The sequence below is a fragment of the Mesorhizobium qingshengii genome (assembly GCF_900103325.1).
Classification (GTDB): Bacteria; Pseudomonadota; Alphaproteobacteria; order Rhizobiales; family Rhizobiaceae; genus Mesorhizobium; species Mesorhizobium qingshengii.
The window spans coordinates 312375-326244 of record NZ_FMXM01000006.1 but is presented as its reverse complement, the minus strand read 5'-3'; the positions used below and the strand labels follow the sequence as shown (position 1 = coordinate 326244).

General features: G+C 63.6%; 15 protein-coding genes. 5 read left to right on the top strand and 10 right to left on the bottom strand.

What is annotated here, in order from left to right:
• From BLS48_RS12715 to BLS48_RS12695, 5 genes are all read right to left on the bottom strand, one after another.
• A partial coding sequence (locus BLS48_RS12715) for a transposase family protein (RefSeq protein ID WP_244529572.1) occupies positions 1–282 on the bottom strand: 282 nt, incomplete at its 3' end.
• Between the two features lie 128 nt (positions 283–410).
• The gene (locus tag BLS48_RS12710; RefSeq protein WP_091578035.1) at positions 411–1025 is read right to left on the bottom strand and encodes a LysE family translocator; all 615 of its coding nucleotides are present in this window, start codon (positions 1023–1025) and stop codon (positions 411–413) included.
• A 111-nt stretch (positions 1026–1136) separates the two neighbouring features.
• Complete coding sequence (locus BLS48_RS12705) at positions 1137–2588, bottom strand: amidase (protein WP_091578033.1); 1452 nt, start codon at positions 2586–2588, stop codon at positions 1137–1139.
• Position 2589: 1 nt separating this feature from the next.
• Entirely contained in the window at positions 2590–3495 is a 906-nt protein-coding gene (locus tag BLS48_RS12700; protein ID WP_091578032.1) for a ribokinase, read from the bottom strand.
• A gap of 184 nt (positions 3496–3679) precedes the next feature.
• Positions 3680–4558 (bottom strand): methylated-DNA--[protein]-cysteine S-methyltransferase, encoded by an 879-nt coding sequence (locus BLS48_RS12695; RefSeq protein WP_091578030.1) that lies wholly within the window; start codon positions 4556–4558, stop codon positions 3680–3682.
• Between the two features lie 116 nt (positions 4559–4674).
• Between BLS48_RS12695 and BLS48_RS12690 the strand changes: the two genes are divergently transcribed.
• Positions 4675–5490 (top strand): class I SAM-dependent methyltransferase, encoded by an 816-nt coding sequence (locus BLS48_RS12690; RefSeq protein ID WP_091578029.1) that lies wholly within the window; start codon positions 4675–4677, stop codon positions 5488–5490.
• 2 nt (positions 5491–5492) lie between these two features.
• Here the strand turns inward: BLS48_RS12690 and BLS48_RS12685 are convergent, their stop codons facing one another.
• A complete protein-coding gene (locus BLS48_RS12685; protein WP_091578027.1) occupies positions 5493–5987 on the bottom strand; it encodes a DUF2244 domain-containing protein in 495 nt (164 codons plus the stop codon).
• Between the two features lie 22 nt (positions 5988–6009).
• On the opposite strand from BLS48_RS12685, the gene nth reads away from it, so the two are divergent.
• Positions 6010–6822, top strand: a complete 813-nt coding sequence (gene nth / locus BLS48_RS12680) for an endonuclease III (protein WP_091578026.1) — start codon at positions 6010–6012, stop codon at positions 6820–6822.
• Here the strand turns inward: nth and BLS48_RS12675 are convergent.
• A complete protein-coding gene (locus tag BLS48_RS12675) occupies positions 6810–7265 on the bottom strand; it encodes a DUF2214 family protein (RefSeq protein WP_091578024.1) in 456 nt (151 codons plus the stop codon). The two genes, nth and BLS48_RS12675, sit on opposite strands and share 13 nt — an antisense overlap.
• 195 nt (positions 7266–7460) lie before the next feature.
• Between BLS48_RS12675 and BLS48_RS12670 the strand changes: the two genes are divergently transcribed.
• Complete coding sequence (locus tag BLS48_RS12670; protein WP_091578023.1) at positions 7461–7691, top strand: YdeI/OmpD-associated family protein; 231 nt, start codon at positions 7461–7463, stop codon at positions 7689–7691.
• Between the two features lie 98 nt (positions 7692–7789).
• Positions 7790–8329 (top strand): GNAT family N-acetyltransferase, encoded by a 540-nt coding sequence (locus BLS48_RS12665; protein WP_091578021.1) that lies wholly within the window; start codon positions 7790–7792, stop codon positions 8327–8329.
• Between the two features lie 29 nt (positions 8330–8358).
• On the opposite strand, the gene BLS48_RS12660 is transcribed toward BLS48_RS12665, so the two are convergent.
• A complete protein-coding gene (locus BLS48_RS12660) occupies positions 8359–10851 on the bottom strand; it encodes an EAL domain-containing protein (protein WP_091578020.1) in 2493 nt (830 codons plus the stop codon).
• A gap of 353 nt (positions 10852–11204) precedes the next feature.
• Positions 11205–11681, bottom strand: a complete 477-nt coding sequence (locus tag BLS48_RS12655; protein ID WP_091578018.1) for an NUDIX hydrolase — start codon at positions 11679–11681, stop codon at positions 11205–11207.
• A gap of 111 nt (positions 11682–11792) precedes the next feature.
• Between BLS48_RS12655 and BLS48_RS36775 the strand changes: the two genes are divergently transcribed.
• On the top strand, positions 11793–12128 hold the full coding sequence (locus BLS48_RS36775) for a hypothetical protein (RefSeq protein ID WP_167365062.1): 336 nt from the start codon (positions 11793–11795) through the stop codon (positions 12126–12128).
• A gap of 185 nt (positions 12129–12313) precedes the next feature.
• On the opposite strand, the gene coaBC is transcribed toward BLS48_RS36775, so the two are convergent.
• Complete coding sequence (gene coaBC / locus BLS48_RS12645; protein ID WP_208604611.1) at positions 12314–13783, bottom strand: bifunctional phosphopantothenoylcysteine decarboxylase/phosphopantothenate--cysteine ligase CoaBC; 1470 nt, start codon at positions 13781–13783, stop codon at positions 12314–12316.
• Positions 13784–13870 lie beyond the last annotated feature (87 nt).

Sequence of the window (13870 nt, the reverse complement as noted above, 5' to 3'; positions counted from 1 at the left end):
CTCATAATCGATCAAGCGCGACAGCGCCTGCTTGCGCTCTTGCGCGAACAACGAAAACTCCGTCGCGTTGGTCGCACCACACAGGCTCGCTGCGATCATCATCACGATCAGATCGCCAAGCCGGTGCGTGGCGTTGGCCGCGCGCGGGTCAGGGACCGCGCCGAAATAGCTCTCAAGGGTGGAAATGGCAGTCGCTCCTTCGTTGGACTGCCTTCCCAAAGAATCCCTTCTCAAACCAAGTTCAAGCCCAAAATTCCCATATGCGATTCCCCTGCCGCTCATGGGGAGAAGATCCCGGCAGGAGGATAAGGTGGCGCAAACGATAGTTTGCCTGCACCCTCGGCGCTGCCCTCACCCGATCGCTTCGCGACCACCCTTTCCCCCTGAACGGGGCGAGGGAAGCGGCGCCGTTACTTCGACCGCGAAAACGCCAGCCACAGTCCGCCGCCGACCAGGAAGCTGCCGCTGATCCTGGACATGAGCTTGATCCGTCTGGCCGACAGCAGGCGCCCCGCGCGGCCGGCGGCCAGCGCGTAGGTCGAATCCGAGACGGCTGCGAAGATCATGGCGGTGAGGCCCATGACGACGATCTGCAGCGAGTAATTGCCCTGCGGCGCGATGAACTGCGGAAAGAAGGCGCCGAAGAACACCAGCGTCTTGGGGTTGCTGAGCGCCACCAGCAGGCCCTGCAGGAAGAAGCCGCCGCGCGGCTTCCTCGCCGTTCCATCGGCGTTCAGCTTGCCCTTGGAACGGAACATCTGCACCCCCATCCAGATCAGATAGGCGGCGCCGATCAGCCGCACCCATTCGAACCAATGGCCCATGCCGGCGATCAGCGTGTTGAGGCCGATGCCGACGATGGCGATCATGACGGCCAGCCCGGCCTGCGTGCCGGCGACATTGGCGAGACCGGCACGGGAGCCATGGCGGATGCTGTTGGCGATGATCAGCGTGACCGTCGGGCCGGGCACCAGGATGATGACGATGCAGGCGAGGACATAGGCGGCGTAGAGTTCCAGCGACATTATTTTCCCTCGGAATGCCGCGATGCGGCGCGGCTGGCGACAATCAATGCATGACAAGAATGCTCGCGCAAGCCTGCCCGCGAGGCACTGTGATCCGCCAGTGAACCCGGGTCAGGCGCCCGCGGGCCAGGGCAGCAGCGCCTCATAGGCCGCCGCCGCCTTCAGCACGGCGAGGTCGCCGCGCGGCCGCCCGATCAACTGCATGCCCATTGGCCGGCCTCTGTCGTCGAAGCCGACCGGCACGTTGACCGCTGGGCAGCCGCCCAGGGTGGCGAAGACGGAAACCTGCATCCAGCGATGGTAGCTGTCCATCGCTCGTCCGGCGACTTCGCGTGGCCAGTGCGTGCCGACATCGAAGGGGAAGACCTGCGCGGTCGGCAGCGCGATGAGATCGAAGCGGTCGAAGATCGACAGCAGCGTTCGATGCCAGGACGTGCGGATGACCGAGGCGGCGCGGATCTGTGGCGCCGTCAGCCGCATCGCGTTCTCCACTTCCCAGATGGCTTCCGGCTTCAGCAGGCCGCGCTTCGAGCGATCGTCGTAATGGGTCTTGAGCGCACAGCCGCTGCTGGCCTGGCGCAGCGTCACGAAGGCCTGCCACAGCGCTTCGAAATCGAAATCCGGTAGGAAGGGTTCGCTAGGGAAGGATGCATCCGCCAACCGGTTCAGCGCGGCTTCGCACAGATCGAGGATGCCCGGTTCGACCGGCAGGTGACCGCCGAGATCGCTGAGCCAGGCGATGCGGCCGCCAGTCGCTGCCGTTGAAAGCCCTTCGAGGAAGGAGCCTGGTTTCTCGTAGGATAATGGCGCTTGCGGATGATAACCCGCCTGCACGTCGAGCAGCAGCGCCATGTCGCGGATATTGCGGCCCATCGGCCCGTCGACACCCATCTGCGCGTGAAAGACTTCAGGGTCGGGCCCGCCGGGGACAAGCCCTTGCGACGGTCGGAAGCCGTAGACATTGTTCCAGCTTGCCGGATTGCGCAGCGAACCGCCGAAGTCGCTACCATCGGCGACAGGCACCATGTCGAGCGCCAGCGCCACCGCCGCGCCGCCGCTGGAGCCGCCAGCGGTCAGGGCAGGGTCGAAGGCGTTCAGCGTCGGCCCGAACACATTGTTGTAGGTGTTGGAACCAAGGCCGAATTCGGGGACATTGGTCTTGCCGATGATGATGGCGCCGGCATCCCGGATACGCTCGACGAAGAAATCGTCTTCCTGCGGCACGAAGTCGGCGAAGATCGGCGAGCCGAACGAGGTCGTGAGGCCGGTGGTCGAGGCGAGGTCCTTGATGGCGATCGGCAGGCCGAAGAGCGGACCGGTTTCGACACCTGTCTGCCGCCGGGCATCGGCCGCATTGGCTTCGCGCAGGATATCGCCACGGTCGCGCAACGAGACGATGGCGTTGACCAGCGGGTTGACCGCCTCGATCCGATCGAGGAAGGCCGTCACCACCTCGCGCACGGAGAGCTTCTTTTGCCGGATCGCAGCGGCAAGCGCGACAGCGGACATACGGCAGATGTCGCCGGCCGGCGGCGCGGCATGCTTCGTCCGAGGGCGCATCATCTCAACGGATTTCCTGCAGCGCCTGGTCGACATCCTTGGCCAGCGGGATCGCCGGCTGGGCGCCCGGCTTGAGGCAGGCCAGCGAACCAGCCGCGCCGGCGCGCGCAAGCGCCTGTTCGAGCGTGAGGCCGGACGAGAGGCTGGCGGCGAAATAACCGCAGAACGTATCGCCGGCGCCGACGGTGTCGACAGGGGTGATCTTCATTGCCGGAATGGTCAGGAAATCGGTCGGTGTCGCCGCCATCACGCCGTCGCCGCCGAGCGTGACGACGATGGTGCGGCCGGTTTTCCCGGCAAAGTCGCGCATGCGCGCCGCCCGGTCGCGGCCGCTCAACTTAAGCGTCTCGCCGTAGAGGTCGAACTCGGTCTCGTTGGCCACGACATAGTCGGCCTTGCCGAGGAAGGCGGCGGCCTCGCCCTGGAAGGGTGCAGTGTTGAGCACGGTGATGGCGCCTGCCGCTCTTGCCTGATCAAGGGCTGCGCCGACGGTCGCAAGCGGGATCTCATGCTGCAGCAGCACGACATCGCCTTTCTTCAGGAAGGCCTTGGAGAGGTCACCGGGCAGGACGGAAGCGTTGGCGCCCGGCACCACGGCGATGATGTTCTCGCCGTCGTCGCCGACCATGATCAGCGCCGTGCCCGTCGAGGCAAATGTCTCGGCGACACCGGACAGGTCGACCTTGCCCTCGCGCAACAATGCCAGCGCCTCGGGAGCGAAGCTGTCCTTGCCAACGGCACCCACCATGCGCACCGCGGCACCCGCGCGGGCGGCAGCCAGCGCCTGATTGGCGCCCTTGCCGCCGGGCGCGGTGGTGAAGCTCGAGCCGCCCACCGTCTCGCCGGGGCTCGGCAAGCGGTCGACTTTGGCGATGAGATCGAGGTTGATCGAGCCGATGACGATAATCAAGGAATGCCTCCTGCTGAATGCGCGGGAAGCTACCCTGTAAGATCGCTGGTTTCCAGAGCTTGCTGATGTCGCAGGCGCCATGGTGTTGGGCCATTCGCTGAGGTCAGCGAGGTGATGTCATTTTCCGCATGACGTGAAAACGCCGGCGAAAGGATCTCGCCGGCGTTGCAGTATCCGAGCCATTTCAAGATGTGACTTGCCCAGCTTCCCAGCCCAGGATGGCGCGCTTGCGGGTCAGGCCCCAGTGATAGCCGGTGAGGTCGCCGGATTTGCCGATCGCGCGATGGCAGGGCACCACGAAGGAGAGCGGGTTGGCGCCGTTGGCGGCACCCACGGCTCGGCTGGCGCTTGGCGCGCCGATGCTGGCGGCAATCGAGGAATAGGTGCGGGCCCTGCCCATCGGGATATTGAGCAGCGCCTCCCAGACACGAACCTGGAAGTCGGTGCCGATCATGACGACATGCAGCGGCTGGTCGGGGCGCCACAGTGTCGGGTCGAAGATGCGCGCGGCATAGGGTCCCGTGGCGGCCATGTCCTCGACATAGATGGCGTTCGGCCAACGGCTGGACATGTCGGCGAAGGTGGCGCGCTCCTCGCCCGGGTCACTGAAGGCGAGGCCGGCAAGCCCGCGGTCTGTGGCCATGATCAGGGCGGTGCCGAACGGCGAGGGATGGTAGCCGTAGCGCATGGTCAACCCGGCGCCGCGCGTTTTGTAGTCGCCCGGAGACATCGCCTCATGGGTGACGAAGAGATCATGCAGCCGGCCAGGGCCGGACATGCCCAATTCGAACGACGTTTCGAGCAGCGGCATGCCGGAATCGAGCAGTCTGCGGGCATGGTCGAGCGTCACCGCCTGCAGGAAGGCCTTGGGCGACAGGCCGGCCCAGCGGGTGAAAAGCTTCTGCAGGCCGGTCGGCGTCTCGCCGACCTCCTCGGCCAGTTCTTCCAACGACGGCTGGTCGCGATAGTCGAGGCTGATTTTCTCGATGGCGCGGCGCACAATTTCGTAGTCGCTGCCTTCGGGCGTGATGTCCTTTTTGAGGACTGCTGTCTGTGTGCTCATCGAACTGTCTCCTCGGTCAGGAATATCGCCCCTTGGGGCGTCGGTCGCCACCCGAAACTTGCCTTCTTGCAGTGCATGCCCAGATAGACTCGGGATTTCGAGCCCAGGAGGCGCCGATGGCTGGCGAGAAAGTGCATCTGACGGGGGAAAAAGAAACCTTGCTGATGACGCTTTACGGCAAGGCGCTGGAGAGCAGGTTGCCCAATTCGCTGCTCGGGGATCATTTCGCCGACCAGGCGGTGCGCAAGATCGACTATGATTTCTCCAGGCTCAAGGTCGACGCCAATCTTGGCGTTGGCCTGGCGATCAGGGCAAAGACGCTGGATGTCCGCGTCGAGGACTTTCTTGCCAGAAATCCCGACGCCATCGTGCTGCATCTGGGGTGCGGGCTCGACACGCGCATATTCCGTGTCGATCCGCCAGAAGGCGTCGAGTGGTTCGATGTCGACTACCCCGAGGTCATCGATCTCAGGCGCAAGCTTTACCCGTCCCGCGACCATTACCAGCTGGTCGCTTCATCGGTGACCGCGCCGGATTGGCTGGCTGAGGTGCCGCGCAGCCGGCCGGCCGTCGTGGTGGCGGAAGGGCTGACGCCCTATCTCCCCGCCGATGAGGGGCCACGCCTGCTAGCGCGGCTTGTCTCGCATCTTGCCAGCGGCGAGCTGATGTTCGACGCCTACAGCCATTTCGGCCTGAAGCTGCTTCGTCTCAATCCGACCATCAAGGTGACGGGCGCAGAAGTTCACTGGGCCATCGACGATCCGCATGAACTGGAGCGGGCCGTTCCGAAGCTGCGATTCGTCGAGGACATCTCGGCCTACAAGCCCGAACACGCCGCCCGCATGGGCTGGTCCGCCAAACTGTTCGTTCGCCTTTGGAAACACATTCCCGCATTGCGCAAGATCGGCAGGCTTTTGCGCTACCGGTTCTAGAATCAGCGCGCCCTGGCGGTCGCCAGAGCCCGCGAAAAGGCGGTAGCAAAGCTTTCGCGAGAGTCGGGGTCCAGGAAAGACCCGATCGGCACGTTCTGGCCCTGCGCTTCCACCGTCATCCTGGTGATGCCGATCTCGGCATGACGGGCGACTGAAAACCGTGCCCAGAACGGGTTGAAGCGGTGTGCTTCCGATTTTCCCGAGGGCGCGGTCTTGCGGATGTCGAGGCGGGTGCGGGAAACCGACACCTCCTCGCGGGCGCGGGCGGCCCGATAGTTGGCACGAAAGGCGATGTAGACGGCGACCACGTCGAGGCCGAAGAAACCGAACACGGGCCAGGCGCCGCGCGACAGGAAAAACGCGCCGGTCACCAGCCAGCCAAACAGCAGCGCGCCCATGAGGACGAAGAAGCCTGTCCTGCCCAGCGACCGGTGCGGGGTCAGCAGTGCCTGAAAGAATGGTTCGTCGGCCTGAAATGAGGCGTTTGTATCGCTCATGACTGGACATTATAGGGATAGAATGGCGAGCCCCAAGTCCAAAGAGTCTTCGATGCCCAAAAAAGAGCTGGCGCCCGGCCGGCGCGACGGTTCGAACGCCAAACCGCGACCCCGGCCGGAGCGGCGCTCGTCGCGCTACAGCTCGGCTGAAGTGCACGAGATCTTCCGGCGCTTTTCCGTCCAGCGACCGGAGCCAAAGGGCGAGCTCGAGCATGTCAACGCCTTCACGCTGCTGGTGGCGGTGGTGCTTTCGGCGCAAGCGACCGATGCCGGCGTCAACAAGGCGACGCGGGCCCTGTTCAAGGCCGCCGACACGCCGCAAAAGATGCTGGCGCTCGGCGAAGCCAAGGTCGGCGAGTATATCCGCACCATCGGCCTCTGGCGTAACAAGGCCAAGAACGTCATCGCGCTGTCGGAGGCGCTGATCCGCGACCATGGCGGCGACGTGCCTGGCGACCGCGACCAACTGGTCAAGCTGCCAGGTGTCGGGCGCAAGACCGCCAATGTCGTGCTCAACATGGCCTTCGGCCAGCACACCATGGCGGTCGACACCCATATCTTCCGTATCGGCAACCGGCTCGGGCTGGCGCCCGGCAAGACCCCGGAACAGGTCGAGCAGGGGCTGCTGAAGATCATTCCGGACGAGTATATGCGCCACGCGCATCACTGGCTGATCCTGCACGGCCGCTATGTCTGCAAGGCGCGCAAGCCGGATTGCCCGGCCTGCGCGATCGCCGACATCTGCAAGGCGCAGGAGAAGACCACCAGCATTCCGGCACCCTTGGTGCCGATCGCTCCTCTTGAAACGGTTGCCGCTGAAGATCAGATGCCGTAGCCGCGCGCCATCGCCGCGGCGAAGACCGGGATCAGCAGGAAGATGAACGCCTCGGCGCGGATGTAGGTCTTTACCGAAGCAAGCTCAGCTGCCGGCACCAGGAACGAGTGATTGGCGCTTGCCTGCCTGTTCCAGGAAATGAAGCGGACGGTCGGGATGATCGACAGCAGTCCCACGATCGCAAACGCCGCCATCTTGGCCCAGAACACCCAGTTATGGATGTAGAATTCCCAACCCTTGAGGCCGTAGAAGACGCGGCCGATGCCGACGACGATGATCAGCGCGGCGATGATGCCATAGTGACGGTCGATGCCGGCGAGCCGCTTGAGCGTGGTGGCGGGCAGGTCGCCGCGGATCATCACGAATTCGGCGCCGATGATCCCCGCCAGGGAAAACACCAGCAAATGATGGACGATGGCGAGTACAAGATCGGTGGTGTCCATGCCTTTTCCCTCGAACAAACAGGCCGTCACGCGGATCGCGGTGGCTGAATCACGCTCCGGTGAAAAGTAGCATCATTGACGGAAAATCCCATCCCGAAGCTCGAGCAGAGAGGGGCTGTCATTGTCGCTGAATGTCGGTCGCACCTCGCCATCAGCAGCGTTGACGCTGGATTCCGGCACGGTAGGTTTGGTAGCATGACCGGATTGAAACGCGCCCTGAACCCGATGCCTGACGATGTCCGTGCCGCCCTGACGGAGCGCGGCCTGATGGCGACTTATGGGGCCCGGCCGGATTACCAGAAGAACGATTATCTCGGCTGGATCGTCCGCGCCAAGCGACCGGATACCCGGAAGAGGCGGCTCGATCAGATGCTGGACGAATTGCGGCGCGGCGGCGTCTACATGAACATGGCCTGGCGCGGCTGAGAACGATTGTCCCGCCTGGAAGATGACATATCCTGCCTTGGCCCTTGCTTGACCCTGGCCATTTGCTACGCGCCGGGTAGACAAGCGAGGCAGAGTCCATGAGCAGTCCAAAAGCAACCGGCGTCCCTGTCATCGAGACGGAGCGAACCATCCTGCGGTCGCACCGAATGCAGGATTTCGACGCCTATGCCGCCATGTGGGTCGATCCGGTCGTTACCCGTTTCATCGGCGGCAAGCCGCGCACGCGCGAGGAAAGCTGGATGCGCTTCCTGCGTCATGCCGGCCTGTGGTCGCTGCTCGGCTACGGTTTCTGGGCGATCGAGGAAAAGGCGACAGGCCGCTTCATCGGCGAGGCTGGGTTTCACGATCTGAAGCGCGATATGGAGCCGTCGATCGAAGGTATTCCCGAGGCCGGGTGGGCGCTCGTTCCGGCCGTGCACGGCGCTGGTCTTGCCACCGAGATCGTCAGCCGTGTGCATGCCTGGGGCGACGAGGCGTTCGGACGTGCGAGAACCGTCTGCATCATCGATCCGGAAAACACGGCTTCGCTGAATGTCGCGGCCAAATGCGGTTACCGGGAAGTGACGCGGACCCTTTATCACGATGCCCCGACCATCCTGCTGGAACGGCAGCCTTAAGGCGGCCCGTCAGCCGGAGTTCAAGACGCCTACCCGACGTTGCGGCGCAGCTTCCGCGCCAGATCGGCCCACGGGTCTGCGGTGTCGCCCGCGACAGCCGTGACGCCCCGGCCGTGCAGCACCGTCGAGGCATCGAAGGGCCGCGGCCTGGCGATCGCAAAGCCTTGCGCGTAGTCGACGCCGATCGTTTTCAGGGCGGCGACGATGCCATCGCTTTCAACGAACTCGGCGATGGTGCGCTTGCCCATCACCTTGCCGATGTGATGGATCATCTCGACCATGGCGCGGTCGATGCGGTCTTCCAGCATGTCCTTGACGAAGCTGCCGTCGATCTTGAGGTAGTCGACGGGCAGGTGCTTCAGATAGGCAAAGGACGACATGCCCGAGCCGAAATCGTCGAGCGCGAAACGGCAACCCAGCCCGCGCAGATCGGCAATGAAGCGCATGGCATTGGCGAGATTGGCGATGGCGCTGGTCTCGGTGATCTCCAGGCAGATCATGGCGGGCGAAATGCCATGGACGAGGAACTGCTCGCGCAGGAAGCCGAGAAATGCCTCGTCGCCGAAAGTCGCCCCGGAAAGATTGATGGCGCATGTGGCAATCGGCGCCATGCGCGGATCGGCCTGCCGCGCCGCCAGGATGCCGAAAGTGTTGCGCACCACCCAGCGATCGATCGACGGCATCAGGCCGTAGCGCTCGGCTGCGGGAATGAAGCTTTGCGGGCCGACGATGACGCCGTCTTCATCGGTCAGCCGCAACAGGATCTCGATATGCGTGCCTGCCTCGGCGACGTCGTCGCCGAGCGGCGAGATCTCCTGGGCATGAAGCCTGAAGCGGTTTTCTTCGAGCGCGGTGTGCAGGCGCTGCACCCAGGCCATCTCGCCGAAGCGCTCCAGCAAGGCCATGTCGCCATCGTTGTGGATCTGGACGCGGTTGCGGCCTCTTTCCTTGGCCATGTAGCAGGCAACATCGGCGGCACGCAGCATCTCCTCGATCGTCACCTCGGCATTGGCAATCTGCACCATGCCGATGCTGACGCTGGTGTTGAAGGGCCTGCCATCCCAGGCGAAATGCAGGTCCTGAACGGCCGCGCGCAGCCGTTCGGCGGTTTCGGCGGCGGTTTCGCAATCGCTATCCACGAGCAGCACACCGAATTCGTCGCCGCCCAGACGGGCGAGCACATCGCCCGATCGCAATTCGTGAATCAGCAGCGCGGAAATCTGGCGCAGCAACTGGTCGCCCGCAGCATGGCCGCAGGTATCGTTGACCAGCTTGAACTGGTCAAGGTCGAGATACATCAGCGCGTGCTGGCGGGGCTGGTCCTGCAGATCCGAGATCGTTCTTTCCAGCCGGCTTTCGAAATCGCGCCGGTTGGCCAGCCCCGTCAACGCGTCATGCGACGCCTGCCATGAGAGCCGTTCGATATAGTCCTCTTCGCGCGTCATGTCGTGGAAGGCCAGCACCGCACCGACGACGTGGCCGGCGACAAGCAGCGGCGCACCGGTCAGCGCGACGGGAACAACGGAGCCGTCCGCTCGCCGCAGCAATTGCGGACGAACGCTGGAACGGCGCGGTTCGCCGGCCAGCAAGCGGTCGATCAGCTCAGTGTCCTCAACGCCGGTGTCCTTGTCCTCAAGGCGAAACAGCGATGCGATCGGCTTGCCCCTGGCGGCACCGAGCGGACATGCCAGCAATCTTTCCGCGACGGCGTTCATATAGTCCAGCCGGCCACCGGCGCCGGTACTGATGACCGCCTGGCCGATGGAAGCCAGGGTGATCTGGGCGCGCTCGCGCTCTGCATTGAGCGCCATCTGGAACGCCTGGCGTTGCGCCAGGAGCTTGCGCGTGCGCCACACGGCAAGCAGGATCAGCAAGGCAGCGGTGACGAGATTGGCAAAGGTGAGCAACGTCTTGATGAAGCGCGATCCCTCGCCGAGGCTGTCCGAGAAGGCCTTGGAGAGGGGACCGATCTGACGATCAAGCTGATGGATCTCCGCCTTCCAGACGCTGACCTGAGCCGCCGATGCTGGTCCCTTGCTCAGCTTCTCATGTATCGCCTCGCCAAGCCGTTGGATGGCGAGGATCATGGTGTCGGCGGCGGTCCAGTGCCGAATGGCGGTATCGAGATAGCTGAAGCCACGGAAATTCCGGAACAGCCAGATCATCCCGGTCACATCGTCGGTGTGATTTCCGCCTTGCAGGAAGCCGGTGCGCGCCGCTTTGGTGTCGGGCTCGGACTGCTCGAGCGCAAGGCGAGCTGAACGATCGGCCAGCGGAACGGCGATTGCTCCGCGGTACTCGCTGAAGAATTCCTCGTTACCGGTGTCGGCATAGAGGCTGAGGAAATAGATGGCGTGTTTTTGCCCCTTGGACCACTGGCTTTCGCCGCCGACATAGGCGCGAACCGCCGACAATGTGTGGAGGCTGAGGCTGGCCACCAGCGCCTGGACGAGGACGACCGCGACGAAAGGCCATACGAGCCCGAGAAGGCGGGGGCTCGCGTCCATCGATGACAACTTCATCGAATTTCCATGGACTTGCCACGATCCTGTCAGTGCGTCTGTCCGACCGTTTCATCCGTCGGTTCAAGACGCTGTTCTTCCCTCATGTCGCTCAGTTGGCGACAACAATCCGGTTATCACAGGCCCGCTTAACAGCAAATAAATAGCTCAACTATTTGCGCGCCCGCTTCTTGCTTCCACGATCTAATATTACGCTGCGTCACATAACTGCTTCAAGTTGAATCAGATTGTATTTAAGGCTCTTGGAAACAGTCGCCGGAAACGGACCGCCGTTGCCGCACGAATGGTTGTGGACCAATATCGGCACGCCGGTCCGGTCGTTTCCTGAAGAGGCGACACCGGCGTGTGGGGTCTTACGTCGGATTGACCGGCATGGGCTGGGCAATCGTCAAGGTCTTCACCAGCGTCGACAGGTCCGGTTCATCGATGAGCATCGCCGCGTCGGCCGGTGCCAGCCAGGCCCGTTGCCGTCTCTTGGCTTCCTGCCAGTCGGCCAGTTCCTCCGTCACCTTCAGCAGATAAACGATGACGTCGACGCGGACAAAACGGTTGGCCAACCGCTTCCAGTAGGAATAGGTGCCCGCCGGTTCCTTCAATGTCTTGCCGAGCACGCCGGCTTCCTCCTGCGCCTCGATGGTGGCCGCCTTGCGCCCGCTCTTGCCCTTCATAGGCCAACCCTTGGGTACGATGAAGCGCCTGGTCGTTCGTGACGTGACCAGCATTACCTCGATATCGCCGCGGGCGTTAAGCCGAAAGGGGACAGCCGCCACCTGACGGATCCTCTCGCCCTTCTTTGCCTTGCGCGCGGCCTTTTTCTTGGTGGCTACCATTCGTAAACGATCCAGTCGAAGCAATGCCGCATAGCGCGACGGGGACACCGTTGCAAAACCAAAACGTCCGCCGGCGCCCGAGGCATTCCGATACATAAGTCGGCTAAATAAATGAAAAACGCCGGCTTGTCAGCGGCAATTGGTTACAGCAGTGTTGCCGATTATCTGCGTCTGGCAGCTTGGCTTGAGCTGCGGCACGACCGGACGCGGCTGCGGCACGATCTGGCGGTCCTGGGCGCGATACTGCTGCTGCTGTTGCTGGTATTGCTGCCGCTGCACCCTGTTCTGCAATATCTGCAGGTCGTTCTGCTGGATCAGCGCGTTGCCGGTGGGGTCGAGGACCTGCGCGGAAGCCGGCAAGCCAACGCCTGCCAGCAGTGCCGCTATGAAAACAGTCAATGGTCGAAGCGCACACATCCGCTCATTCCCGCAGATACTAGCTTTTAATATAGGTCGTCCGTGCGGTTGTGCCATATATGGGCGTCGATCGAACGAAATCGGTTTGTCGTCGTGATCTCGCCATGGCAAGGCAGGGGTGGCATTTTCCAACAACAGTGTCTGTCGAGCTGCAGCCGCGTTTTGCCTCATGAGGGGTAGAATGTTGGCAGCAGGCGTCCGTCCGCCAGTACTGCTCACACGACGATCGTCTTCAGCCGTTCGGCGATCAGCGCGGCGAGCCGCGCGGCCACCTCGTCCTTGCCCATCTCCGGCCATTCCTCGACGCCAGCCTTCGACACGATCCGCACCCGATTGCGATCGCCGCCCATCACGCCCGAGGGACCGACGCCGCTTCCCTGCGACACGTCGTTGGCGACGATGAAATCGGCGCCCTTCTTCCTGAGCTTGGCCTCGGCGTTGTGCAAAAGGTCCTGTGTCTCGGCGGCGAAGCCGACGACCAGCGTCGGTCGCTGCCTGTGATGGCCGACCCCGGCGAGGATGTCGGGGTTTTCGACCATGCGCAGCACCGGCGGTCCTTCGACCGCAACCTTCTTGATCTTCTCACCGGCCGAATTCTCGGTACGCCAGTCGGCAACGGCGGCAACGAACACCGCCGCGTCGGCAGGCAGAAGCTGTTCCACCGCATCGCGCATCTCTTGCGCACGTTCGACATGGATGGTCTTCACGCCGGTGGGGTCGGCGATGCTGACGGGGCCGGAGACGAGGCGCACATCGGCGCCGAGCCTCGCCAATGCCGCAGCGATGGCGTGGCCCTGCTTGCCGGACGAACGGTTGGCGATATAGCGCACGGGATCGATGGGCTCATGCGTCGGGCCGGAGGTGACGATGATCTTGCGGCCCGACAATGGTTTCGGGCTCACATCGAGCTGTGCCTCGATCGCGGCGACGATCTCCAGCGGCTCGGCCATGCGGCCTTCACCCGCCTCGTTGCTCTCGGCCATCTCGCCTCTGGCCGGCCCAACGAAGGCGATGCCGTCCTTCTGCAAAGTCGCGCGATTGCGGCGTGTCGCAGGATGCGCCCACATCCTGGGGTTCATGGCCGGCGCCATCAGAACCGGCTTGTCGGTGGCGATGAGCAAGGTTGAGGCAAGATCGTTGGCGTGGCCATTGGCAAGCTTGGCCATCAGGTCGGCGGTGGCAGGCGCCACCACCAACAGGTCTGCCTCGCGCGACAGTCTGATATGGCCGACATCGTGCTCGTCCTTGCGGTCGAACAGTTCGGTGAAGACATGGTCGGCGGAGAGGGCGCCGACCGACAGCGTGGTGACGAATTCCTGCGCCGCCGCGGTCATGACCACCCGCACCGCGGCGCCGCGCTCGCGCAGCCGGCGGATCAGATCCAGCGCCTTGTAGGCGGCGATGCCACCGCCGATGATGAGCAGGATGCGTCTGCCTGAAAGCGCGCCTCGCGGAAAGGTCTTGCCTGCCGGGGCGCCAGCCGGGGTGGCCGCGCCGTGCACGCTGGTCAGTTCGCGCAGTGTTTTCTCGATCTGGTCGATACGGCCCGGACCGATCTGGCCGTCAACAGCGGCACGGATCATGACCCGCGCCTGCTCTTCCATGGAACGGTCGTTCTCCGCCGCCAGTCGGCGCAGCAGTTCCTTGACCTCATCGTCAAGGTTGCGGATGGTGATGCTGGCCATTTGATTGCACTCTGCCGCGACTATCGATTGCAATGATAGCAATGCAATCAAATCGCCGCAAGTCGCGAAGCAGGACGCCGCTTTGTC

What these genes read in the sequence shown, in the direction of transcription:
- BLS48_RS12710 (WP_091578035.1), bottom strand. Translation starts at nt 1,025, where the DNA reads ATGTCGCTGGAACTCTACGCCGCCTATGTCCTCGCCTGCATCGTCATC.
- BLS48_RS12705 (WP_091578033.1), bottom strand. Translation starts at nt 2,588, where the DNA reads ATGATGCGCCCTCGGACGAAGCATGCCGCGCCGCCGGCCGGCGACATC.
- BLS48_RS12695 (WP_091578030.1), bottom strand. Translation starts at nt 4,558, where the DNA reads ATGAGCACACAGACAGCAGTCCTCAAAAAGGACATCACGCCCGAAGGC.
- BLS48_RS12690 (WP_091578029.1), top strand. Translation starts at nt 4,675, where the DNA reads ATGGCTGGCGAGAAAGTGCATCTGACGGGGGAAAAAGAAACCTTGCTG.
- BLS48_RS12685 (WP_091578027.1), bottom strand. Translation starts at nt 5,987, where the DNA reads ATGAGCGATACAAACGCCTCATTTCAGGCCGACGAACCATTCTTTCAG.
- nth (WP_091578026.1), top strand. Translation starts at nt 6,010, where the DNA reads ATGGCGAGCCCCAAGTCCAAAGAGTCTTCGATGCCCAAAAAAGAGCTG.
- BLS48_RS12675 (WP_091578024.1), bottom strand. Translation starts at nt 7,265, where the DNA reads ATGGACACCACCGATCTTGTACTCGCCATCGTCCATCATTTGCTGGTG.
- BLS48_RS12670 (WP_091578023.1), top strand. Translation starts at nt 7,461, where the DNA reads ATGACCGGATTGAAACGCGCCCTGAACCCGATGCCTGACGATGTCCGT.
- BLS48_RS12665 (WP_091578021.1), top strand. Translation starts at nt 7,790, where the DNA reads ATGAGCAGTCCAAAAGCAACCGGCGTCCCTGTCATCGAGACGGAGCGA.
- BLS48_RS12660 (WP_091578020.1), bottom strand. Translation starts at nt 10,851, where the DNA reads ATGAAGTTGTCATCGATGGACGCGAGCCCCCGCCTTCTCGGGCTCGTA.
- BLS48_RS12655 (WP_091578018.1), bottom strand. Translation starts at nt 11,681, where the DNA reads ATGGTAGCCACCAAGAAAAAGGCCGCGCGCAAGGCAAAGAAGGGCGAG.
- BLS48_RS36775 (WP_167365062.1), top strand. Translation starts at nt 11,793, where the DNA reads ATGAAAAACGCCGGCTTGTCAGCGGCAATTGGTTACAGCAGTGTTGCC.
- coaBC (WP_208604611.1), bottom strand. Translation starts at nt 13,783, where the DNA reads ATGGCCAGCATCACCATCCGCAACCTTGACGATGAGGTCAAGGAACTG.